The following is a 23,008-nucleotide window of genomic DNA, read 5'->3' on the forward strand; positions in this document are numbered from 1 at the left end:
CTTCCTCCCTGCTGTCCGGCTCCTCGTGTGAGCTTGTCCGCCGCCCTGGCTCGGTTTTGTCCGAGCTGGGGCGGTGGTGCGTTCGTGGGGCCGTGCGGGTGGGTGGGGGTTGATCGCGCAGTTCCCCGCGCCCCTGGGGGGTGGTTGCTCCGGAGTGGACAGGGTGCTGTCGGCTGTGGGTGGGCGCGCGGTTGCCCGTGGCCCTGCGGGGGCGCGCGTCGGGTGCGGGGGTGGCGGGGGGCGCATGGCTGATACTGGACGGGTTATGGACATCGTCATCCTTGCTGTAGTCATCGCCGTGGTCGTGCTCGGCACGCTCGGCGGGCTCATCGTCGGGAGCCGGCGCAAGAAGCCGCTGCCCCCGCCGCCGCCCGCAGCGCCCGACATCACCGCCCCGCCGACCCGCACGTCGGCGAAGAGGCCGAGACGCCGCGGAGGAACCGCGGCGCACCATCGAGGAGGTTGATCTTCCGGCGGGCGCCGGTCCCGTCGTCATCGAGGAACCGCCCGCCGCCGGGGCTCCCGAGATCGAGATCCCGGAGCCCACCGCCGGCCGGCTGGTCCGGCTGCGGGCCCGTCTCTCCCGCTCCCAGAACGCCTTGGGCAAGGGTCTGCTCACCCTGCTGTCCCGCGAGCACCTGGACGAGGACACCTGGGAGGAGATCGAGGACACCCTGCTCACCGCCGACGTGGGCGTCCAGCCCACCCAGGAGCTGGTCGACCGGCTGCGCGAGCGGGTCAAGGTGCTGGGCACCCGCACCCCCGAGGAGCTGCGCGGGCTGCTCCGCGAGGAGCTGGTCACCCTGGTCGGTCCGCAGATGGACCGCACCGTGCACACCGAGAACGAGGCCGGCGGCCCCGGCGTCGTGATGGTGGTCGGCGTCAACGGCACCGGCAAGACCACCACCACCGGCAAGCTCGCCCGGGTCCTGGTCGCCGACGGCAACACCGTCGTCCTGGGCGCCGCCGACACCTTCCGTGCCGCCGCCGCCGACCAGCTGCAGACCTGGGGCGAGCGGGTGGGCGCCCATATCGTGCGCGGCCCCGAGGGCGGCGACCCGGCCTCCGTCGCGTTCGACGCGGTCAAGGAGGGCAAGGAGATGGACGCCGACGCTGTGCTCATCGACACCGCCGGCCGGCTGCACACCAAGACGGGCCTCATGGACGAGCTCGGCAAGGTCAAGCGGGTCGTGGAGAAGCAGGCCCCGCTGGACGAGGTGCTGCTGGTGCTCGACGCCACCACCGGCCAGAACGGTCTGGTGCAGGCCCGCGTCTTCGCCGAGGTCGTCGACATCACCGGCATCGTGCTCACGAAGCTCGACGGCACGGCCAAGGGCGGCATCGTCATCGCCGTCCAGCGCGAGCTGGGCGTCCCGGTCAAGCTGATCGGGCTCGGCGAGGGCGCGGACGACCTCGCGCCGTTCGAGCCGGGAGCCTTCGTGGACGCGCTCCTCGGGGAGTGACACCCCGCTCCCGACCACGGAACGCGAAAGCGCCCGCCCCCGGACCGTCGGGGGACGGGCGCTTCGCCGTGTCGGAGCCGTGTGGGGAGGGGCTACATGCCCGACCGGTGCGCCACGTACGCCAGGGTGCCGAGCAGCAGCCGGGCCTCGGGCGGCCGGGAGGCGTGGTCCAGGACGGGGGAGCGCAGCCAGCGCACCGGTCCGAGGCCGCCGCGGTCCGAGGGCGGTGCCGTGATGTGCGTACCGCGTCCGAGGCCGCGCAGGTCGAGCGAGGCAGGATCGTCCCAGCCCATGCGGTAGAGCAGATCGGGCAAGGCCGCGGCGGCGCCCGGGGCGACGAAGAACTGGGCACGCCCGTCCGGGGTGGCGGCGACCGGTCCGACCGGCAGGCCCATGCGCTCCAGCCGGGCCAGGGCGTGGCGCCCGGCGGGTTCGGCCACCTCGATCACGTCGAACGCCCGCCCGACCGGCAGCATCAGCGAGGCGCCCGGGAACTCGGACCAGCGCGCGGTCACCTCGTCCAGCGGCGCGCCCGCGCGGATCACCGGCGCCAGGTCCAGGGGGTGGGCGCCCGGCGCCCGGCAGTTGCCGCGGCCGCAGGAGCAGGACCCGGCGACGGCGCGGACGCCCGGCACCACGTCCCAGCCCCAGAGTCCGGTGTACTCCGCCACGACCGTGCCGTCCGAGGAGCGGCCGCGGCGCCGCGAGCCGGACCGGATGTCACGGATGCCCCGACTGATACCGATCGTGAAGCCCATGCCCCCTCCAACGGGTCCGACCTACCGGTGGTTACGTAGCGAACGCAGAGTGTGACTCTCTGCTTTCGGCTTCCCGGTGCGCCTCGCGCCAACCAGCGCTTTGGTGTGCCCGGGGGTGGTGAGAGGGGCCGCTGCGCGCCCCTGAGTGCATCGCTGCATCCACTCTTGTCTGTCCTGTGTCAAGTCAATCGCGGGTCGGCGACGGTGCGTTCATTCGAAGGGGTGGCGAATGGTGGCGATTACGGTTCCGCCATGGTGAGGCCGGTGATCATAGGGTTACTGTGTGTGCACGGCTTGGATGGGGCACATGCACTCGTGGGTATGCCGGAGGCAACTCGGCTTTCCGTTCTAAGGGTGGCAACCGCCGGACGGGCGGCCCCAAGGACCGGCATTCTGATAGGGCTTGGCGCACTCAGCGACAAGTGGTCTTCAGGGATGGGGGCGTTCCAGTGAGCGGCAACGGCGGTGGCGGGACGAGTACTGCGGGTGCGGAGAAGCGTCCGAACGAGATGCTCGCCTCGTGGTTCGTCCGCAGCGGCTGGTCCAAGGGGGAGCTCGCCCGCCAAGTGAACCGCAGAGCAAGGCAGTTGGGTGCCAACCACATCTCCACCGACACCTCCCGCGTGCGCCGCTGGCTGGACGGGGAGAACCCGCGCGAGCCGATCCCCAGAATCCTGTCGGAGCTGTTCTCCGAGCGTTTCGGTGTCGTCGTCTCCGTGGAGGACCTGGGCCTGCGCACCACCCGCCCGGCACCCGCCGCGACCGGTGTCGACCTTCCCTGGACGGGCCCGCAGACCGTGGCCCTGCTCAGCGAGTTCTCGCGCAGCGACCTGATGCTGGCGCGGCGCGGCTTCCTCGGGAGCTCGCTGGCCCTTTCCGCGGGTCCGTCCCTCATCGAGCCCATGCAGCGCTGGCTCGTCCCCTCTCCGTCCAGCCCGCTCCCCAGGCCCGAGCCGGACGTCGCGCCCTCCTCGGCGCGGGCCCGCGGCCGGCTGTCCAAGCCGGAACTGGACCTGCTGGAGACGACCACCGTGATGTTCCGGCAGTGGGACGCCCAGTGCGGCGGCGGACTGCGCCGCAAAGCCGTCGTCGGTCAGCTCCACGAGGTCACCGACCTCCTCCAGGAGCCCCAGCCGGAGGCCGCCACCAAGCGGCTGTTCAAGGTCGCCGCCGAGCTGGCCGAGCTCGCGGGCTGGATGTCGTACGACGTGGGGCTGCAGCCGACCGCGCAGAAGTACTTCGTGCTCGCCCTGCACGCCGCCAAGGAGGCCGGGGACCGGCCGCTCGGCTCCTACGTGCTGTCCAACATGGGCCGGCAGATGATCCACCTCGGCCGCCCCGAGGACGCGCTGGAGCTCATCCACCTCGCGCAGTACGGCAGCCGGGACTGCGCCAGCCCCCGCATCCAGTCGATGCTGTATGCGATGGAGGCCCGCGCCTACGCCAACATGGGGCAGCCCGGCCGCTGCAAGCGCGCCGTCCGCATGGCCGAGGACACCTTCGCCGAGGCCGACGAGTGGGACGAGCCCGACCCGGACTGGATCCGCTTCTTCTCCGAGGCCGAGCTGTACGCGGAGAACAGCCACTCCTTCCGCGACCTCGCCTACGTAGCGGGCCGCAGCCCCACCTACGCCTCCCTCGCCGAGCCGCTGATGAAGCGGGCCGTGGAACTCTTCGGCCAGGAGGGCGGCGAGCACCAGCGCTCCTACGCCCTCAACCTCATCGGCATGGCCACCGTCCACCTGCTCCAGCGCGAGCCCGAGCAGAGCACGGTTCTGGCCACCGACGCCATCAAGGCCGCCAAGAAGGTCCGTTCCGAGCGCGTCAACACTCGTATCCGAAAGACCGTCGACACCGCCGTACGCGACTTCGGAGACCTCGCCGACGTCGTCGAACTCACCGAGCGGCTCGCGATCGAGCTGCCGGAGACCGCCGAAGCGGTCTGACCACAGGAACACCCCTGGACCCCGGCCGCGGCCGGCCCTCCCGAACTGCCCGACTCGGCTCCCCCATGCCAGTCATTCGGAAGGCCGGCCGCGGCCGGTCGTGTGTCTCCCCGGCCCCGGCTCACCGCCGTACACCGAAGGTTGCGTCACGATAACGATCGGCGCGCCCCGGATCCGGCAGTTCATCGACCCGTAACACGTCGGGTGCCTTCGTCACGGCGGCGAAACAACGAGGGGCTTCCACCGAAACGGCGCTGCGCCAATCTTCATGGCGCATAACCGGCCCACCCCTCAATCCGCTCAAGGCTTCGCCCGCACGGGGCCGTACCAACGACGAGGAGACGCCGATGGCACAAGCCATCACCCTGGCAGCAGACGCGCCCACGCTGTCCGCCGCCAATACAGGGTTCATGCTCATCTGTTCCGCTCTGGTGATGCTCATGACGCCCGGCCTGGCCTTCTTCTACGGAGGCATGGTCCGGGTCAAGAGCACGCTGAACATGCTGATGATGAGCTTCATCAGCCTGGGCATCGTCACCATCCTCTGGGTGCTCTACGGATTCTCCGTCGCGTTCGGCGACGACAAGGGCAGCCTCGTCGGCTGGAACTCCGACTGGGTGGGCCTGAGCAACATCGGCCTGACGGAACTGTGGGGCAGCACCACCATCCCGCTGTTCGTCTTCGCCGCCTTCCAGCTGATGTTCGCGATCCTCACGCCCGCCCTGATCAGCGGCGCGCTCGCGGACCGTGTGAAGTTCAGCGCCTGGGCCCTGTTCATCACCCTGTGGGTCACCGTCGTGTACTTCCCGGTCGCGCACTGGGTGTGGGGCGAGGGCGGCTGGGCGTTCGACCTCGGCGTCATCGACTTCGCCGGTGGTACCGCGGTCCACATCAACGCCGGTGCGGCCGCCCTCGGTGTCATCCTCGTCATCGGCAAGCGCATCGGATTCAAGAAGGACCCGATGCGTCCGCACAGCCTCCCGCTGGTCATGCTCGGCGCCGGTCTGCTGTGGTTCGGCTGGTTCGGATTCAACGCCGGCTCGTGGCTGGGCAACGACGACGGCGTCGGCGCGCTGATGTTCGTCAACACCCAGGTCGCCACCGGCGCCGCGGTCGTCGGCTGGCTCGCCTACGAGAAGATCCGCCACGGCGCGTTCACCACGCTGGGTGCGGCCTCCGGCGCCGTCTCCGGCCTGGTCGCCATCACCCCGGCCGGCGGCGCGGTCTCCCCGCTCGGCGCCATCGCGATCGGCATCATCGCCGGTGTCCTGTGCGCCATGGCGGTCGGCCTCAAGTACAAGTTCGGCTACGACGACTCCCTCGACGTGGTCGGCGTCCACCTCGTCGGCGGCGTCATCGGCTCCCTGCTCATCGGATTCTTCGCCACCGGCAAGGGCCAGTCCACGGTCCAGGGCCTCTTCTACGGCGGCGGCCTCGACCAGTTCTGGAAGCAGTGCGCCGGTGTCTTCGGTGTCCTCGCCTACTCCCTGATCGCCTCCGCGGTCCTGGCCCTCCTCCTCCACAAGACCATCGGTATGCGAGTCTCCGAGGACGACGAGGTCGCCGGCATCGACCAGGCCGAGCACGCCGAGACCGCATACGACTTCAGCGGCGCCGGCGGCGGCGCGGCCCGCACGGCAGCCGGCACCCCCGTCGCCCCGGCCGAGACCAAGAAGGTGGACGCATGAAGCTCATCACCGCCGTCGTGAAGCCGCACCGGCTCGACGAGATCAAGGAAGCCCTGCAGGCCTTCGGCGTGCACGGTCTGACCGTCACCGAGGCCAGCGGCTACGGACGCCAGCGCGGCCACACCGAGGTCTACCGCGGTGCCGAGTACACCGTCGACCTGGTGCCCAAGGTCCGTATCGAGGTCCTGGTCGAGGACGACGACGCCGAGCAGCTCGTCGACGTCGTGGTCAAGGCGGCCCGCACCGGCAAGATCGGCGACGGCAAGGTCTGGACGATCCCCGTCGAGACCGCCGTACGGGTGCGGACCGGCGAACGCGGCCCGGACGCCCTCTGACAGCAGCCCCACGGAACAGGAGTCGCCGGGTGACGAGTACGGACACGCACGACCAGGCAGAGGACTCGGGGCCCGACGGCTACGCGGCGGCCCGGCTGCGCCTTCTCACCGAGAAGGCGCGGTCCGGGCCGCCGCGCCGTTCCGCCCTCGCCGGCCTCACCGACGAATGGCTCGCCGGCCTCTTCGCGGCCGGCGCCCCCGGAGCACGCGGGATCTCCCTGGTCGCCGTCGGCGGTTACGGACGCGCGGAGCTCTCCCCGCGCAGCGACCTCGACCTGCTCCTGCTGCACGACGGCAGCGCCCCCCAGGCCGTGTCCGCCCTCGCCGACCGCCTCTGGTACCCGGTCTGGGACCTCGGCCTCGCCCTCGACCACTCCGTCCGCACCCCGGCGGAGGCCCGCAGGACCGCCGGTGAGGACCTCAAGGTCCAGCTCGGCCTGCTGGACGCCCGGCACGTCGCCGGCGACCTCGGCCTCACCACCGCCCTGCGCACCACCGTGCTCGCCGACTGGCGCAACCAGGCCCCCAAGCGGCTGCCCGCCCTGCGGGAACTGTGCGAGGAACGCGCCGAACGCCAGGGCGAGCTGCAGTACCTCCTGGAACCCGACCTCAAGGAGGCGCGCGGCGGACTGCGCGACGTCACCGCCCTGCGCGCGGTGGCCGCCTCCTGGCTCGCCGACGCCCCGCGCGAGGGACTCGCCGAGGCCCGCGGCCGCCTCCTCGACGTACGCGACGCCCTCCACCTGAGCACCGGACGCGCCACCGACCGGCTCGCCCTCCAGGAACAGGACCAGGTCGCCGCCGAACTCGGCCTCCTCGACGCCGACGCCCTGCTGCGCCAGGTCTACGAGGCCGCCCGGGTCATCGCCTACGCGGGCGACGTCACCTGGCGCGAGGTCGGCCGTGTCCTGCGCTCCCGTTCCGTACGGCCCCGGCTGCGCGCCATGCTGGGCGGCGGGAAACCGGCACCCGAACGCTCCCCGCTCGCCGAAGGGGTCGTCGAGCAGGACGGCGAGGTGGTGCTCGCCCGCGCCGCGCGCCCCGACCACGACTCCGTGCTCCCGCTCCGCGCCGCGGCCGCCGCCGCCCAGGCCGGACTCCCGCTCTCCCTGCACGCCGTCCGCCGCATGGCCGCCGGCGCCCGCGCCCTGCCCTCGCCCTGGCCCGCCGAGGCCCGGCAGCAGCTCCTCACCCTGCTGGGCTCCGGCCGCCCCACCGTCGACGTCTGGGAGGCGCTGGAGGCCGAGGGCCTGATCAGCCTGCTGCTCCCCGACTGGGACCGGGTGCGGTGCCGCCCGCAGCGCAACGCCGTGCACCTGTGGACCGTGGACCGGCACCTCATCGAGACCGCCGTACGCGCCTCCGCCTTCACCCGCCGGGTCAGCCGCCCCGACCTGCTGCTCATCGCCGCCCTGCTGCACGACATCGGCAAGGGCTGGCCCGGCGACCACTCGGTGGCCGGCGAGGTCATCGCCCGGGACGTGGCCGCCCGTATCGGCTTCGACGCGGGCGACGTCACCGTGATCGCCACGCTCGTACGCCACCACCTGCTGCTCGTGGAGACCGCCACCCGGCGCGACCTCGACGATCCCGCCACCGTGCGGGCCGTCGCCGAGGCCGTCGGCTCCCAGAGCACCCTCGAACTGCTGCACGCCCTCACGGAGGCGGACGCCCTCGCCACCGGGCCGGCCGCCTGGTCCTCCTGGCGCGCCTCCCTCGTCGCCGACCTGGTCAAACGGGTCTCCGCCGTGCTCGCGGGCCAGGCACCGCCCGACCCCGAGGCGGCCGCGCCCACCGCGCAGCACGAGCGGCTCGCCCTCGAAGCCGTCGCCACGGGCGCTTCCGTCCTGTCGTTGCGGGCGCAGACCGAACCGCCCGCCGAGCCCTCGGACGACCCCGAACCGCTGGGCGTCGAGCTGATCGTGGCCGTACCCGACCAGCCGGGCGTGCTGCCCGCGGTGGCCGGCGTGCTCGCCATGCACCGGCTGACCGTGCGCACCGCCGAACTGCGGGCACTGGACCTTCCGGACGGTGTCGACGGCTCCGTGCTGCTGCTGGACTGGCGGGTCGCCGCCGAGTTCGGCTCGCTGCCCCAGGCCGTCCGGCTCCGCGCCGACCTGGTCCGCGCCCTCGACGGCAGCCTCGACATCTCCGGCCGTCTGGCCGAGCGGGACGCCGCGTACCCGAGGCGCCGCGGGGTGGTCGCCCCGCCCCCGCGCGTGACCGTCGCCCCGGCCGCCTCCCGGCACGCCACGGTGATCGAGGTCCGCGCGCAGGACGCACCGGGGCTGCTGTTCCGCATCGGGCGGGCCCTGGAGGACGCGGGTGTGAGGGTGCGCAGCGCCCACGCGAGCACCCTGGGCGCCAACGCGGTCGACGCCTTCTACGTCACCGGACCGGAGGGCCTGCCGCTGCCGGGCGAGGAGGCCGTGGCGGTGGCCCGCAAACTGGAGGAGATGCTGCGGGCGTGACCGCGCGGGCGTGCCCCCGCGCTCACGCGCGGGGCCGTCCACCGGCACGCACGTCCCGCTCCCGTCCACCGGCCGCGGCGGGCGGGGGCGTTTTGCTTGCGGGGCCGGATACCCTGGAGGGCAGCCCAGTCCGCCCCCGACCCCGAGGACCGACGCCACCGTGTTCGATACCCTCTCCGACCGCCTCAGCGCGACTTTCAAAAACCTCCGCGGCAAAGGCAGGTTGTCCGAGGCGGACATCGACGCCACGGCGCGTGAGATCCGCATCGCCCTCCTCGAGGCCGACGTGGCCCTGCCGGTCGTCCGGTCGTTCATCAAGAACGTCAAGGAAAGGGCCCTGGGCGCCGAGGTCTCCAAGGCGCTCAACCCGGCCCAGCAGATCATCAAGATCGTCAACGACGAGCTGATCCAGATCCTCGGCGGCGAGACCCGCCGTCTGCGGTTCGCCAAGCAGCCGCCGACCGTGATCATGCTCGCGGGTCTGCAGGGTGCCGGTAAGACCACCCTCGCGGGCAAGCTCGGCCACTGGCTGAAGGAGCAGGGCCACTCCCCGCTGCTGGTCGCCGCCGACCTCCAGCGCCCCAACGCCGTCAACCAGCTGAGCGTGGTCGCCGAGCGCGCGGGCGTCGCCGTCTACGCGCCCGAGCCGGGCAACGGCGTCGGCGACCCGGTCAAGGTCGCCAAGGACTCCATCGACTTCGCGCGGTCCAAGGTCCACGACATCGTGATCGTGGACACCGCCGGCCGCCTGGGCATCGACCAGGAGCTGATGCGGCAGGCCGCGGACATCCGGGACGCGGTCTCGCCCGACGAGATCCTCTTCGTCGTCGACGCGATGATCGGCCAGGACGCGGTCAACACGGCCGAGGCCTTCCGTGACGGCGTCGGCTTCGACGGCGTGGTGCTCTCCAAGCTCGACGGTGACGCCCGCGGTGGTGCCGCCCTGTCGATCCGGCAGGTCACGGGCAAGCCGATCATGTTCGCGTCCAACGGTGAGAAGCTCGACGACTTCGACGCCTTCCACCCGGACCGCATGGCCTCCCGCATCCTCGACATGGGTGACCTGCTCACCCTGATCGAGCAGGCTGAGAAGACGTTCAGCCAGGAAGAGGCCGAGAAGATGGCCTCCAAGCTGGCGTCCAAGAAGGGCCAGGACTTCACCCTGGACGACTTCCTGGCCCAGATGGAGCAGGTCCGCAAGATGGGCTCCATCTCCAAGCTGCTCGGCATGCTCCCGGGCATGGGCCAGATCAAGGACCAGATCAACAACCTGGACGAGCGGGACGTCGACCGCACCGCCGCGATCATCAAGTCGATGACGCCCGGCGAGCGCCAGGACCCGACGGTCATCAACGGTTCGCGCCGCGCCCGTATCGCCAAGGGCTCCGGTGTCGAGGTCAGCGCGGTGAAGAACCTCGTCGAGCGGTTCTTCGAGGCGCGGAAGATGATGTCCCGCATGGCCCAGGGCGGCGGCATGCCGGGGATGCCCGGGATGCCGGGCATGGGCGGCGGCCCCGGCCGTACGAAGAAGAAGCAGAAGCAGGCCAAGGGCAAGCAGCGCTCGGGCAACCCGATGAAGCGCAAGCAGCAGGAGCAGGAGGAGGCCGCGCGCCGGGCCGCGGCCGCCGAGGGCGGCAACGCCTTCGGACTGCCGCAGCAGGGCGGCAAGGACTTCGAGCTGCCCGACGAGTTCAAGAAGTTCATGGGCTGAGGCCCGTACCGGTGACACCACTGGGGCGCCCCCTCCTCGCAGGGGGCGCCCCAGCGGCGTTGTGCGTGCGCGGCGGACCGCGCCCGTCAGGGGACGCGCGCGACGAGGTACCGGAACACGTTCGGCATCCACACCGTGCCGTCCGGGCGCTGGTACGGGTGCAGCGCCTCGGTCAGCTCCTTGTCCACCTGCACCTGGTCGGTGGCGCTGATCGCCGGGTCGAACAGGCCCGTCGACTTCAGGCCCCGTAGGGCGCTGTCCGGGTCGGCGTAGCCGAAGGGGCAGGCCACCCGCCCCGAACCATCGGGCCGCAGTCCGGCCCGCTCGGCGACCCGCTCCAGGTCGTCCCGTTCGGTGGGGCGCCAGGCCTCCGCGCCGCGCAGCGGGTCCGCCAGCTTGGCGGCCACCCGCAGCACGGCCGCCGTGGCACACCGCTCGGGCGGGCCCCAGCCGGCCAGCACCACGGCCGCCCCGCGCCCGGCGAGCGGCACGGCCTCGGCGAGCAGGTCGCCCAGCCCTTCCGCGTCGCCCGCCAGGCAGCCGATCGGCTCGAAGGCGGTCACCACGGTGTACCGCCGTACACCGGCGGGGGCGGCCTCGGCGGGCGAGCCCCGCACGATCCGGGTGTCCGTGCGCGCGTGCGGGTCCCGCTCGTCCGGCAGCAGCCGTTCGCGGGCGAGGTCCAGCCGGTCGGTCGAGGTGTCGACACCGGTGATCGTGGCGCCGCGCGAGGCCGCCATCAGCAGGGCCAGTCCGGAGCCGCAGCCGAGGCCGAGCAGCCGGGTCGAGGGGCCCACGTCCAGACGCTCGTACACCGCTTCGTACAGCGGTACGAGCATCCGCTCCTGTATCTCGGACCAGTCACGCGCGCGTGCCCGCAGGTCGACGCGCGGGGCGGGCCCCGTGCGAGACGGGTGCTGCCGCACGAGCGTAGGTGTCATAGGTAAGCGCCCCAATCAGCCGAGAAGTTGCCGCAGTGCCCATTTCCCTGGCCCCCGTGCAGTGCGCCCGCACAGCCCCCGTATGCCAGGTAACTCCGCACTCGTCGTGTCGTCCAGTGGAAGGGGGCGGCTGTTTGGTAGTTGCTCGTGCCAGAGGCAAGAATTCACATTCCGGTAATCGGGGACCGCCCGCCCGGCCACGGCGAGGACGTCGGTGGGAGGGTTCCGGCCACCGGTGACGGGGCGTGAACGTCCCGGGGGAGGGGCGGTGCGCGGCCGCACAGGGGGAGGCGGTAGGTTCGTCGGTCACGGCGTTCCGGGTGAACCGGACGCCGCCCGGCGCCGCGACGGCGTCCGAAAGGCCTCTTGCGCATCGAGGAGGCTCACGCGCACCGGCGCGTGGAGACCGGATACGCGCGGGGGCGTACGTCAGTCTACGCACCACCTTGAGATGACCTGCGAGGCTTCTCCGCAGATCAGCGCACCCGTGCTCGTCAGGACGCATCAGTGCCAACTGACTGGTACGTGCAAATTATTTGGGATGCCCCGGAATCGGAACACAGGGGCACCCCGGCTCGTTGTCATTACGTGAGCACGACACAGACACCACCTGTTCTCGCCGCAGAGCTGGCAGAGGCGTGGGCCGACATTCAGCGGTACCACCCCGAATTGCCCGATCTTGCCGCGCCCGAGTCCCTGATCGGGGAGTCGTCGTCCGCCTGCGGTCACGAGCTCTCCTTCGAGCGACTGCTGCACGAGGCAGTCCACGGCATCGCCGCCGCGCGCGGCGTGCGCGACACATCCCGAGCCGGCCGGTACCACAACCGCAGGTTCCTGGCGATCGCCGAGGAGCTGGGCCTGGACCACCCCGAGGAGCCGCATCCGAGCAGTGGCTTCTCGCTGGTCACGCTCACCCCCGAGGCGAAGCGCCGCTACCGTCCGACCACGGAGCGTCTCCAGCGGGCCCTGAAGGCCCACATGGCGGCGACCGCGGGCGACACCGCCCGCAGCTTCCGTGGTCCGGCCGCGCGGCACGGCTCGTCCGGCGGCGGCGTACGCGTCAAGGCGGTCTGCGACTGCGGCCGCAACGTACGCGTCGTGCCGTCGGTGCTGGCGCAGGCGCCCATCGTCTGCGGCGGCTGCGGAAAGCCGTTCCGTATCCCGGAAGTCGTAGCGGCGAGCTGAGGCTCCGGCACCTCGTGGGTGCCGGGGCCTCAGCCCCGTCGACACCGGGCGCACCCGACGCGCGATCATCGGCGCCGGGTGCCGCTTCGTCGTGCCCATGTGCCCGCACCCCACGGCAGGCCGGCCCCTCGGGGTGTGGCACAATGGCTAGCTGTACTCGACAGCCGCACAGGACCCCTCTCTCCTCCGGCTGACGCGTCCATCGGGCACTCGGGTACCGCAACCCCACGCGGCTCTCTCGCCGTGCCCAACCACGTCAAATCCAGGAGAACCCACTCCCGTGGCAGTCAAGATCAAGTTGAAGCGTCTGGGCAAGATCCGTTCGCCTCACTACCGCATCGTCGTCGCCGACTCCCGTACCCGCCGTGACGGCCGGGCCATCGAGGAGATCGGCAAGTACCACCCGACGTACAACCCGTCGGTGATCGAGGTCGACGGCGACCGCGTGGCGTACTGGCTCTCCGTCGGCGCCCAGCCGACCGAGCCCGTGCTCGCCATCCTGAAGAAGACCGGCGACTGGCAGAAGTTCAAGGGCGAGCCCGCCCCCGCGCCCCTGCTGCAGCAGCCCGAGAAGGCCGCCCGTCCGTCCTTCGAGGCGATCGGCGGCGACGACGAGGGCAAGGGTGAGGCCATCACCCAGAAGAAGAAGGCTGAGAAGAAGGACGAGGCTTCCGCCGAGTCCGCGTCGACCGAGGCCTGAGCATGCTCGAGGAGGCTCTCGAGCACCTCGTGAAGGGCATCGTCGACAACCCTGACGATGTGCAGGTCGCCTCGCGCAACCTGCGTCGCGGTCGCGTGCTCGAGGTCCGGGTCCACCCGGACGACCTCGGCAAGGTGATCGGCCGCAACGGCCGCACCGCACGCGCTCTGCGTACCGTCGTGGGCGCCATCGGCGGCCGCGGTGTCCGCGTCGACCTCGTCGACGTGGACCACGTCCGCTGACGCCGCAAGCAGCACCGGCTCGGGCCGGGGAGGGCCACTGGGCCGTCCCCGGCCCGCAGTCGTATGACAGGAGATCGAACACAGTGCAGCTGGTAGTCGCTCGTATCGGCCGCGCCCATGGCATCAAGGGCGAGGTCACCGTCGAGGTCCGTACCGATGAGCCGGAGCTGAGGCTCGGGCCCGGCGCCGTCCTGGCCACCGACCCCGCATCCGCAGGGCCGCTGACCATCGCGACCGGCCGGGTGCACAGCGGCCGCCTCCTGCTGCGCTTCGAGGGCGTCCACGACCGCACCGGCGCCGAGGCGCTGCGCAACACTCTCCTGATCGCCGACGTCGACCCGGAGGAGATGCCCGAGGGTGAGGACGAGTACTACGACCACCAGCTGATCGACCTCGACGTCGTCACCGAGGACGGCGAGACGGTCGGCCGGATCACCGAGATCTCCCATCTGCCCACCCAGGACCTCTTCGTCGTCGAGCGCCCGGACGGCAGTGAGGTGTTCGTGCCCTTCGTCGAGGAGATCGTCGCCGAGATCGACCTCGAGGAGCAGCGTGCGGTGATCACCCCGCCGCCCGGCCTGATCGACGACCGCGCCGAGGTCGCCTCGTCCCGGGATGCCTCGGAGTCCGGGGACGACGCCTGATGCGGCTCGACGTCGTCACGATCTTCCCTGAGTACCTCGACCCGCTGAACGTCTCCCTCGTCGGCAAGGCACGCGCGCGCGGACAGCTCGACGTGCACGTCCACGACCTGCGCTCCTGGACCTACGACCGGCACAACACGGTCGACGACACCCCGTACGGCGGCGGCCCCGGCATGGTCATGAAGACCGAGCCCTGGGGCGACGCGCTGGACGCGGTCCTGGCGGACGGCTACGAGAGCGGCTCGGGCGAGCCCGCCCTGATCGTTCCCACCCCGAGCGGCCGCCCCTTCACCCAGGAACTGGCCGTCCACCTCTCTGAACGGCCCTGGCTGATCTTCACCCCGGCCCGCTACGAAGGCATCGACCGCCGCGTCGTCGACGAGTACGCGACCCGCATGCCGGTGTACGAGGTGTCCATCGGCGACTACGTCCTGGCCGGCGGCGAGGCCGCGGTCCTCGTCGTCACCGAGGCGGTGGCGCGGCTCCTCCCGGGCGTCCTCGGGAACGCCGAGTCGCACCGCGACGACTCCTTCGCCCCCGGAGCCATGGCCAACCTGCTGGAAGGCCCGGTCTACACCAAGCCGCCCGCCTGGCGCGGCCGCGAGATCCCGGACGTGCTGCTCAGCGGCCACCACGGGAAGATCGCGCGCTGGCGGCGCGACGAGGCGCTGCGCCGGACCACCACCCACCGCCCCGACCTCATCGAGCACTGCGACCCCAAGGCCTTCGACAAGAAGGACCGGGAGATGCTGTCCATCCTCGGCTGGGAACCGGACCCCGAGGGGGAGCCGTACGGTCGATTTTGGCGCAGGACCGACGGCGTGGAACAATAGGCCGCTGTTGTGCGCCGTCCGGCGAGCGCCCCTGCCGCAGGGGGACACGACGCCGCTCCGACCGCACAGCCCAGATCCGAAACCCAAGTGCCGTTGATGACCTGCGGCATCAGCGAAGAAAGCAGACGACATGTCTCACCTGCTCGACTCCGTCGACACCGCGTCGCTCCGCAGCGACGTCCCGGACTTCCGTCCCGGCGACACCGTCAACGTCCACGTGCGCGTCATCGAGGGCAACCGCTCCCGTGTGCAGCAGTTCAAGGGCGTGGTGATCCGCCGCCAGGGTTCCGGCGTGCGCGAGACCTTCACGGTCCGCAAGGTCTCCTTCTCCGTCGGCGTCGAGCGCACCTTCCCGGTGCACACCCCGATCGTGGAGAAGATCGAGCTCGTCACCAAGGGTGACGTCCGCCGCGCCAAGCTGTACTACCTCCGTGAGCTCCGCGGCAAGGCCGCGAAGATCAAGGAGAAGCGCGAGAACTGAGCGCTTTACCGGCGTCACATCGCGGCCGGATAGCATCTGGCCCCGATGGACACCGAAGCACAGCCGACGGAGCGCGACCGCTCTCTCCCCCCGGACCCCGAGGACTCCTCGGCGAGACCGGGGCCGGAGGGGCGGTCGCGTTCCGCGTTGCTGTCGCGCGTCACGGACCAGCTGCCCGGCGGACGGATCACCCTGACCCTGTTGCTCTGCCTGCTGTTCCTGCTGGCGGTCAACACGTTCGTGGCGCGGCCCTTCGAGATCCCGAGCGGATCGATGGAGAAGGGATTGAGGGTCGGGGACCGCGTTCTCGTAAACAAGTTGGCGTACCGCTTCGGCGACGGGCCGCACCGCGGCGACGTGATTGTGTTCGACGGCACCGGGTATTTCGGTGACGCCGACTACATCAAACGGGTTGTCGGGGTGGGCGGGGACCACATCGTCTGCTGCGACGGGGAGGGGAGGATCCGGGTGAACGGCCGGTCGGTCGACGAGTCAAGCTTCCTGTTCCCCGGCGACAGTCCCTCCACGGTGCGCTTCGACGTGGTCGTCCCCGAAGGACGGCTGTTCGTCCTCGGTGACCACCGCGGCAACTCCAGCGACTCCCGCGACCACCTCGGCTCGCCCGGCGGGGGCATGATCCCCGTGGCGGAGGTCGTCGGCCGTGCCGACGCCGTCGTCTGGCCGTTCGGCCACGCCGGCCGTCTGGAGCGGCCCGACGCCTACGCGCGCGTACCGGCTGCGGACCCCTCCGCGACGGGGGGCCGCCATGGGTAACCGCGGACGGCCCCGCGGCGTCCCCGAGAGCGCCGCCGAGAACCTGCTTCCCACCGGCTCGCGCCGTGCCGTCGTCCCCTCCTCCGGCCGCACCCGGGCCGAACGGCGCAAGCTCCAGCGCAAGGTCAAGCGCCGCCGCAGGCGTAGCGCCGTCAAGGAGATCCCGCTCCTCATCGGTGTCGCCGTCCTGATCGCGCTGGTGCTGAAGACGTTTCTCGTGCAGGCGTTCGTCATCCCGTCCGGCTCCATGGAGCAGACGATCCAGATCGGCGACCGGGTCCTGGTCGACAAGCTCACCCCCTGGTTCGGCTCCAGGCCGCAGCGCGGGGACGTCGTCGTGTTCAAGGACCCCGGTGGCTGGCTCCAAGGGGAGCAGACCACGCCCCAGAAGGACGACCCGGTCGGCATCAAGCAGATCAAGGAAGGCCTCACCTTCATCGGTCTGCTGCCGTCGGAGGACGAGAAGGACCTGATCAAGCGGGTCGTCGGGGTCGGCGGCGACCGCGTCCGGTGCTGCGACACCCAGGGCCGGGTCACCGTCAACGGCGTCCCGCTGAACGAGGACTACCTCTACCCCGGCAACGCCCCCTCGCTGACCCCCTTCGACGTCACCGTGCCGGAGGGCCGGCTGTGGGTGATGGGCGACCACCGGGCGAACTCCGCGGATTCCCGCGTCCACCAGAACTCCGGTTACGGCGGCACCGTCTCCGAGGACGAGGTGGTGGGCCGCGCCATGGTCATCGCCTGGCCGCTCGGCCACTGGACCACCCTCGACGAGCCCGCCGCCTACGCCGCCGTGTCCGACTCGGTGCCCGGGTCGAACGCCGGCGCCGCGCTGTCGCATAGGGTTGCCCCGGACGATCCCAGCCAACGTGAAGGAATTGTCCAGCTCCCGAGCCCTGCGGAACTCCCGCTCGTTATGGGAGTGGTGGGCCTGCGCCGGGCATGGCGCGGGCGGCGGCAGAGAGTGAGGAGTCGGTGTGGGGGATGTGGCGGTAGGCGCACGGTCCGGTCAGGGAGGCGAGGAGCACCGCGGACGCCCCGCGGAACCGGGCGACCCGGCCGCGGCCAACGCCGCGTTCTCCGGGAATGACGATCCGGCGGTCGAGGGCGGCGGAGTGAACGACGACGGGACGAGGACCGGTGACCAGGGACCGGACGACCCCCGGCCGAAGAAGCAGCAGCGCTCCTTCTGGAAGGAACTGCCGATCCTGATCGGCATCGCGCTCGTCCTGGCGCTGCTGATCAAGACGTTCCTCGTGCAGGCGTTCTCGATCCCCTCCGACTCCATGCAGAACACCCTGCAGCAGGGCGACCGGGTCCTGGTCGACAAGCTGACCCCCTGGTTCGGCTCCGAGCCGGAGCGGGGCGAGGTCGTCGTCTTCCACGACCCCGACAACTGGCTCGCGGGCGAGCCCACCCCCGACCCCAACCCGCTGCAGAAGGTCCTCAGCTGGATCGGCCTGATGCCGTCCGCGGAGGAGAAGGACCTGATCAAGCGGGTCGTCGGCGTCGGCGGCGACACGATCGAGTGCAAGGGCACCGGCCCGCTGAAGGTCAACGGCAAGGCGCTCAACGAGCCGTACGTCTACCCCGGCAACACCCCGTGCAGCCAGGACGACCAGGGCGGCCAGTTCAAGGTCAAGGTGCCCGAGGGCCACATCTGGGTCATGGGCGACCACCGCCAGAACTCCCGCGACTCCCGCTACAACCAGGCGGACAAGAACCACGGCTTCGTCCCCGTCGACAAGGTCGTCGGCCGCGCCGTGGTCATCGCCTGGCCGGTCAACCGCTGGGACAACCTCCCCGTCCCGGACACCTTCGACCAGCCCGGTCTGAACACGCAGTCCCAGGACGCGGCGGCCCTCTCGGTCGCGCCGCCCGCGCTCGCGGTGGCCGGTGCGGTGCCGTTCGTGCTGTGGCGGCGCCGCCGGGCCGGTGGGGGAGAGGGGCGCGGGGAGGGCTGACCCGCCTGGGTACCGCCGGGTAGGGTGCCGCCTATGAGTGGTCAGAGCACGACGCGTACGGTCCCGGGCAACGGTGGTTCCAACGGTGCCCGGGCACGGAGCGGCCGGACCGGGCAGGTCCTGTCCAACGTGGCCGTCGCGCTCGGGCTGGTGCTGTTCCTCGGCGGGTTCGCCTGGGGAGCGGTGGTCTACCGCCCCTACACCGTGCCGACCACCTCGATGGCTCCGACGATCGACGCCGGCGAGCGGGTGCTCGCCGAGCGCGTCGACGGAGACGAGATCCGCCGCGGCGACGTCGTCGTCTTCAAGGACGCGACCTGGTCGAACGCCCCGATGGTCAAGCGGGTCGTCGCCGTCGGCGGCGACACCGTCGCCTGCTGCCAGGACGGCAAGCTGACGGTCAACGGCAAGGAGATCGACGAACCGTATCTCCCCGACGACCCGATGGCCCGGTCCGCCGTCTTCCCCGAGGTGACCGTGCCGAAGGGCCGGTTGTTCCTGCTGGGTGACGAGCGCTCCGGGTCGCTCGACTCCACGGCCCACCTGACCGACGCCGCCGGCGGCACCGTCGCGCGCGACGCCGTCCGGGCGCGGGTCGACGCCGTGGTCTGGCCGATGGACGGCATGCTCGCCACACCCTCCGGCTTCGAACGGCTCGGCCCGCTCTCCACGCCCGGACCGCTGCCGACCGTGCTCGCCGCGGTGATCGGCGGCGCGGTGCTGGTGCTGGCGGGCGCCGCCTACGGACCCCTGGCCAAGCGCGCGGCCACGTCCCGCGCCCGGAGCGCCGCGGGGAGCACCGGTGGGCGCTGACCCGCCGCCGGCCGCGCCCGACACCTACAGGGGCGGCCTGCGCAGGGTCGCCCGGGTCGTCCTGCTCGACCCGCAGGACCGCATCCTGCTGCTCCACGGCCACGAACCGGACGACCCCGGCACCGACTGGTGGTTCACGCCCGGCGGCGGCGTGGAGGGCGACGAGACCCGTGCACAGGCCGCGCTCAGGGAACTCGCCGAGGAGACCGGCATCACCGACGTCGAACTCGGCCCCGTGCTGTGGCGGCGGCACTGCTCCTTCCCGTTCGCGGGCCGCCAGTGGGACCAGGACGAGTGGTACTTCCTGGCCCGCACGACCCAGACGGCGACCGCGGCGACGGCCCTGACCGAGCTGGAGCGGCGCAGCGTGGTCGGCGCACGCTGGTGGACGTGTCCGGAACTCGTCCGGGCCCGTGAGACGGTGTACCCGACCAAGCTCGCCGGGCTGCTGCGGCGACTGCTCGACGAAGGCCCCCCGGCCGCGCCCGTGACCCTGGACACCGAAATCGTCCGGTGACCGACGGGACTGGCGCACAATGGTGGGATCGCACGGCTGAAGGGGAACATGCCATGAGCGCCGAGGACCTCGAGAAGTACGAGACCGAGATGGAGCTGAAGCTCTACCGGGAGTACCGCGATGTCGTCGGTCTGTTCAAATACGTGATCGAGACCGAGCGGCGCTTCTACCTCACCAACGACTACGAGATGCAGGTCCACTCGGTCCAGGGTGAAGTCTTCTTCGAAGTCTCCATGGCGGACGCCTGGGTCTGGGACATGTACCGGCCGGCCCGCTTCGTGAAGCAGGTACGCGTGCTCACGTTCAAGGACGTGAACATCGAGGAGCTGAACAAGAGCGACCTGGAACTGCCCAGCGGGTGATCCCTCACCCTCGCGGGTGACGGAGTTGTCCACAGTCGCGGGGTTGTGCACCTGGGCCGACGATGATCGGCGGGATGCGTGACGGTTGGCGCCGGAGGTGGTGCCGACATGGACGCACAGCAGGCACACGACGGACAGCGGGCGCGCCAGGGGCAGCCGGCAGGCGGTGTCGAACCGGTACGCGGCGGAGGGCAGCCGGGCGGCGGAAGCCGGGCGGGCGGCGGGCCGCAGGCGTACGGAGAACCCGAGGCGCGCGGCGTCGCTCGGGCGTACGGCGGGCTTCAGAGCCACGGAGCCGGGCGGGCGGGCGGCGGGCGGGCTCGTGGGGCGCTCGGCAGGTACGGGGAGACGCTGGCCGCGCGGCGGCTCACCCAGGCCGGGATGACGGTCCTGGCACGCAACTGGCGCTGCGGCAGGACCGGCGAGATCGACATCGTGGCCAGGGACGGTGACGCCCTGGTCGTCTGCGAGGTGAAGACCCGCAGGGCCGGCTCCTTCCAGCACCCCATGGCGGCCGTCACCCCGGCCAAGGCGGTCCGGCTGCGGGGCCTGGCGGAGCGCTGGCTCCAGGAACACGGCGGAGCGCCGCCCGGCGGTGTCCGCATCGACCTGGTCGGCGTGCTGCTCCCGGCCCGCGGCGCAACGGTCGTCGAGCACGTCCGGGGGGTGGCCTGACATGGGATTCGCCCGAACGTGTTCGGTGACCCTGGTCGGTGTCGAGGGCGTGGTCGTCGAGGTCCAGGCCGACCTGGAGCCGGGGGTCGCCGCGTTCACGCTGGTGGGGCTGCCCGACAAGAGCCTGACGGAGAGCCGGGACCGGGTCAGGGCCGCCGTCGTCAACTCCGGCGGCGAGTGGCCGCAGAAGAAACTCACGGTGGGACTGAGCCCGGCCTCGGTGCCGAAAGCCGGCAGCGGCTTCGATCTGGCCGTCGCCTGTGCCGTCCTCGGTGCCGCCGAGCGGATCGACCCGCGCGTCCTCACCGACATCGTGATGATCGGCGAGCTGGGCCTGGACGGCCGGGTGCGGCCGGTCCGGGGCATCCTGCCGGCGGTGCTCGCCGCGGCCGACGCGGGCTTCGAACAGGTGGTGGTGCCGGAGAGCGCCGCCGCCGAGGCCGCCCTGGTGCCCGGGGTGTCCGTGCTGGGCGTCCGCAGCCTGCGCCAGCTCATCGCGGTCCTCACCGACGAGCCGGTGCCCGAGGAGGCGCCGCAGGAACCGGAGCGGCCCGACCCGCTGCTGGCGGGGCTGCGCGACCTCGGCTGCGGAGCCGCCACCGGCATGAGCGGCGGCCCGGGCCGGTACGACCAGGGGCACGACCTCGCGGACGTCGTCGGCCAGCACTCGGCGCGCACGGCGGTCGAGGTGGCCGCGGCGGGCGGACATCACCTCTTCCTGGAGGGCCCGCCAGGTGCCGGGAAGACCATGCTCGCCGAACGGATGCCGTCCGTCCTCCCGCCTCTGGACCGCCAGGCATCCCTCGAGGTGACGGCCGTGCACTCGGTGGCGGGTCTGCTGCCGCCGGACAGGCCGCTGATCGACACGGCCCCGTACTGCGCCCCGCACCACTCGGCCACCATGCAGGCACTGGTCGGCGGCGGCCCCGGGACGGCCCGGCCGGGAGCGGTGTCCCTGTCCCATCGGGGCGTGCTGTTCCTCGACGAGACGCCGGAGTTCAGCAGCAAGGCGCTGGACGCCCTGCGCCAGCCGCTGGAGGCCGGGCACGTGGTCATCGCGCGCAGCGCGGGCGTCGTGCGCTTCCCGGCCCGCTTCCTGATGGTGCTCGCGGCCAACCCGTGCCCCTGCGGACGCTTCTCGCGGATGGACGACCGCTGCGAGTGCCCGCCCTCGGCGATCCGCCGCTACCAGGCAAGACTCTCCGGGCCGCTGCTCGACCGGGTCGACCTGAGGGTCGAGGTCGACGCCGTCACCCGCACCGAGCTGACGGCGGCCGGCGCCCGGGGTGAGACCACCGCGACGGTGGCCGACCGGGTGCGCGCGGCCAGGGAACGCGCGGGGGCGCGGTTCGACGGCACTCCGTGGCGCCTCAACAGCGAGATCCCCGGGAGGGAGCTGCGCAGCCGCTGGCAGGCCGCCCCGGGGGCCATGGACGAGGCCGAGCGGAGCCTTGAGCGGGGTGTGCTCACCGCGCGGGGGATCGACCGGGTGCTGCGGGTCGCCTGGACCGTCGCCGACCTGGCCGGCCACGACCGGCCCGACGCCACGGACGTCGCCCTCGCCCTGCAACTGCGCACCGGTGTCCCGCGCGGGGTGCCCATGGCGATCGGAGCGGCCGTATGAGCGCCGCGACCGGCCCTGCGGACCTGCTCGGCCGGGTCTTCCTCACCCGCGTCCTCGAACCCGGTGACGAGACCGGCGGGCGTTGGGTGCGCGAGCTGGGGGTGCACGCCGTGGTCCGACGGCTGAGGAACCGCGGGGAGCCGCTGCCCGGCGCGAGCGCCAAGCGATGGGCCGGGATGCTCGCCCGGGCGGAGCGGGCCGACCCGCGCCGTGACCTCGCCGTCGCACAGGACGCGGGAGTGCGGTTCGTGTGTCCCGGGGCCGCCGAGTGGCCCGGGCAGCTCGACGACCTGGGCGACGCCCGGCCGCTCGGCCTGTGGGTGCGTGGCGTCGCGGACCTGCGGATGTGGGCGCTGCGCTCGGTCGCCCTGGTCGGCGCGCGGGCGTGCACCGAGTACGGCGCCTTCATGGCGGCGGGCCTCGCCGCCGGACTCGCGGAGAAGGGCTGGATCGTCGTCTCCGGCGGCGCCTACGGCATCGACGGTGCCGCCCACCGCGGGGCACTGGGCGCGGGCGGCGCCACCGTCGCCGTGCTCGCCTGCGGGGTCGACCGGCCCTACCCTCGCGGACACGCGGGGCTGATCGGACGGATCGCCGAACAGGGTCTGGTGGTCGGCGAGTTGCCACCGGGGGAGCATCCCACCCCCAGCAGGTTCGTCCTCCGTAACCGCGTGATCGCCGCGCTCACCCGGGGCACGGTCGTCGTCGAGGCCGCCCACCGCAGCGGTTCCCTGGTGACCGCCCGCGCGGCCCGCCGGCTCGGGCGCCACACCATAGGGGTACCGACGCCTCTGCCCGGGGGTGCCGCTCTGGCTCCGATCCGGTTCCGGCTGGCCATCGCCGCCTGACCCCCCTGGCCGCCGCTACTCTGACGGAAG

General features: G+C 72.0%; 20 protein-coding genes and 3 pseudogenes. 21 read left to right on the forward strand and 2 right to left on the reverse strand.

Annotation, left to right across the window (positions count from 1 at the left end; genetic code table 11):
• The first annotated feature begins 265 nt into the window (after positions 1–265).
• Positions 266–1,463: pseudogene (ftsY, locus tag F3L20_RS07155) on the forward strand (signal recognition particle-docking protein FtsY).
• Positions 1,464–1,555: 92 nt separating this feature from the next.
• Here ftsY and F3L20_RS07160 read toward each other — a convergent pair.
• The gene (locus F3L20_RS07160; RefSeq protein WP_150153127.1) at positions 1,556–2,221 is read right to left on the reverse strand and encodes a bifunctional DNA primase/polymerase; all 666 of its coding nucleotides are present in this window, start codon (positions 2,219–2,221) and stop codon (positions 1,556–1,558) included.
• 449 nt (positions 2,222–2,670) lie between these two features.
• Between F3L20_RS07160 and nsdA the strand changes: the two genes are divergently transcribed.
• The 5 genes from nsdA (at position 2,671) to ffh (ending at position 10,372) form a co-directional block, all read left to right on the forward strand.
• Positions 2,671–4,167 carry a transcriptional repressor NsdA gene (gene nsdA, locus F3L20_RS07165; protein ID WP_150153129.1) on the forward strand — a complete coding sequence of 499 codons (1,497 nt, stop codon included), beginning with the start codon at positions 2,671–2,673 and terminating at the stop codon, positions 4,165–4,167.
• Between the two features lie 347 nt (positions 4,168–4,514).
• On the forward strand, positions 4,515–5,855 hold the full coding sequence (locus tag F3L20_RS07170; protein ID WP_145829910.1) for an ammonium transporter: 1,341 nt from the start codon (positions 4,515–4,517) through the stop codon (positions 5,853–5,855).
• The gene (locus tag F3L20_RS07175; RefSeq protein WP_006130453.1) at positions 5,852–6,190 is read left to right on the forward strand and encodes a P-II family nitrogen regulator; all 339 of its coding nucleotides are present in this window, start codon (positions 5,852–5,854) and stop codon (positions 6,188–6,190) included. Before F3L20_RS07170 ends, F3L20_RS07175 begins: the two co-directional genes overlap by 4 nt.
• Before the next feature lie 29 nt (positions 6,191–6,219).
• Complete coding sequence (locus F3L20_RS07180; RefSeq protein WP_150153131.1) at positions 6,220–8,661, forward strand: [protein-PII] uridylyltransferase; 2,442 nt, start codon at positions 6,220–6,222, stop codon at positions 8,659–8,661.
• A gap of 160 nt (positions 8,662–8,821) precedes the next feature.
• A complete protein-coding gene (gene ffh / locus F3L20_RS07185) occupies positions 8,822–10,372 on the forward strand; it encodes a signal recognition particle protein (protein WP_150153133.1) in 1,551 nt (516 codons plus the stop codon).
• Positions 10,373–10,458: 86 nt separating this feature from the next.
• Here the strand turns inward: ffh and F3L20_RS07190 are convergent, their stop codons facing one another.
• The gene (locus F3L20_RS07190; protein ID WP_150153135.1) at positions 10,459–11,313 is read right to left on the reverse strand and encodes a methyltransferase domain-containing protein; all 855 of its coding nucleotides are present in this window, start codon (positions 11,311–11,313) and stop codon (positions 10,459–10,461) included.
• 588 nt (positions 11,314–11,901) lie between these two features.
• Here F3L20_RS07190 and F3L20_RS07195 point away from each other — a divergent pair.
• The 15 genes and pseudogenes from F3L20_RS07195 to F3L20_RS07265 all read left to right on the forward strand — a co-directional run.
• Positions 11,902–12,498, forward strand: a complete 597-nt coding sequence (locus tag F3L20_RS07195; RefSeq protein ID WP_150153137.1) for a hypothetical protein — start codon at positions 11,902–11,904, stop codon at positions 12,496–12,498.
• 280 nt (positions 12,499–12,778) lie between these two features.
• A complete protein-coding gene (gene rpsP, locus F3L20_RS07200; RefSeq protein WP_024887956.1) occupies positions 12,779–13,198 on the forward strand; it encodes a 30S ribosomal protein S16 in 420 nt (139 codons plus the stop codon).
• 2 nt (positions 13,199–13,200) lie between these two features.
• A complete protein-coding gene (locus tag F3L20_RS07205; protein ID WP_003973401.1) occupies positions 13,201–13,440 on the forward strand; it encodes an RNA-binding protein in 240 nt (79 codons plus the stop codon).
• Positions 13,441–13,523: 83 nt separating this feature from the next.
• Entirely contained in the window at positions 13,524–14,084 is a 561-nt protein-coding gene (rimM, locus tag F3L20_RS07210) for a ribosome maturation factor RimM (protein WP_145829906.1), read from the forward strand.
• Positions 14,084–14,917, forward strand: coding sequence for a tRNA (guanosine(37)-N1)-methyltransferase TrmD (gene trmD, locus F3L20_RS07215; protein ID WP_150153139.1), 834 nt, complete (start codon positions 14,084–14,086; stop codon positions 14,915–14,917). Before rimM ends, trmD begins: the two co-directional genes overlap by 1 nt.
• Positions 14,918–15,047: 130 nt before the next feature.
• A complete protein-coding gene (gene rplS / locus F3L20_RS07220; protein WP_006130445.1) occupies positions 15,048–15,398 on the forward strand; it encodes a 50S ribosomal protein L19 in 351 nt (116 codons plus the stop codon).
• A gap of 45 nt (positions 15,399–15,443) precedes the next feature.
• Positions 15,444–16,172 carry a signal peptidase I gene (gene lepB, locus F3L20_RS07225; RefSeq protein ID WP_150153141.1) on the forward strand — a complete coding sequence of 243 codons (729 nt, stop codon included), beginning with the start codon at positions 15,444–15,446 and terminating at the stop codon, positions 16,170–16,172.
• Positions 16,165–17,265, forward strand: a complete 1,101-nt coding sequence (gene lepB, locus F3L20_RS07230; RefSeq protein ID WP_150153143.1) for a signal peptidase I — start codon at positions 16,165–16,167, stop codon at positions 17,263–17,265. The genes lepB (F3L20_RS07225) and lepB (F3L20_RS07230) overlap by 8 nt, the downstream gene beginning before the upstream one ends.
• Positions 17,153–18,139 carry a signal peptidase I gene (lepB, locus tag F3L20_RS07235; RefSeq protein ID WP_150153145.1) on the forward strand — a complete coding sequence of 329 codons (987 nt, stop codon included), beginning with the start codon at positions 17,153–17,155 and terminating at the stop codon, positions 18,137–18,139. The genes lepB (F3L20_RS07230) and lepB (F3L20_RS07235) overlap by 113 nt, the downstream gene beginning before the upstream one ends.
• A gap of 33 nt (positions 18,140–18,172) precedes the next feature.
• The gene (lepB, locus tag F3L20_RS07240; RefSeq protein ID WP_150153147.1) at positions 18,173–18,952 is read left to right on the forward strand and encodes a signal peptidase I; all 780 of its coding nucleotides are present in this window, start codon (positions 18,173–18,175) and stop codon (positions 18,950–18,952) included.
• Positions 18,942–19,469, forward strand: a complete 528-nt coding sequence (locus tag F3L20_RS07245; RefSeq protein WP_150153149.1) for an NUDIX hydrolase — start codon at positions 18,942–18,944, stop codon at positions 19,467–19,469. Before lepB (F3L20_RS07240) ends, F3L20_RS07245 begins: the two co-directional genes overlap by 11 nt.
• A gap of 53 nt (positions 19,470–19,522) precedes the next feature.
• Positions 19,523–19,831 carry a DUF2469 domain-containing protein gene (locus tag F3L20_RS07250; RefSeq protein ID WP_003993268.1) on the forward strand — a complete coding sequence of 103 codons (309 nt, stop codon included), beginning with the start codon at positions 19,523–19,525 and terminating at the stop codon, positions 19,829–19,831.
• A 315-nt stretch (positions 19,832–20,146) separates the two neighbouring features.
• Positions 20,147–20,506, forward strand: a pseudogene (locus F3L20_RS07255) (YraN family protein); the annotation flags it as partial.
• 1 nt (position 20,507) lies between these two features.
• The gene (locus F3L20_RS07260; RefSeq protein WP_150153151.1) at positions 20,508–22,130 is read left to right on the forward strand and encodes a YifB family Mg chelatase-like AAA ATPase; all 1,623 of its coding nucleotides are present in this window, start codon (positions 20,508–20,510) and stop codon (positions 22,128–22,130) included.
• Positions 22,127–22,933 (forward strand): annotated as a pseudogene (locus tag F3L20_RS07265) (DNA-processing protein DprA); the annotation flags it as partial. The gene F3L20_RS07260 and the pseudogene F3L20_RS07265, both read left to right, overlap by 4 nt.
• Positions 22,934–23,008 lie beyond the last annotated feature (75 nt).

The organism is Streptomyces tendae (assembly GCF_008632955.1).
In the GTDB taxonomy this organism is placed as follows: Bacteria; Actinomycetota; Actinomycetes; order Streptomycetales; family Streptomycetaceae; genus Streptomyces.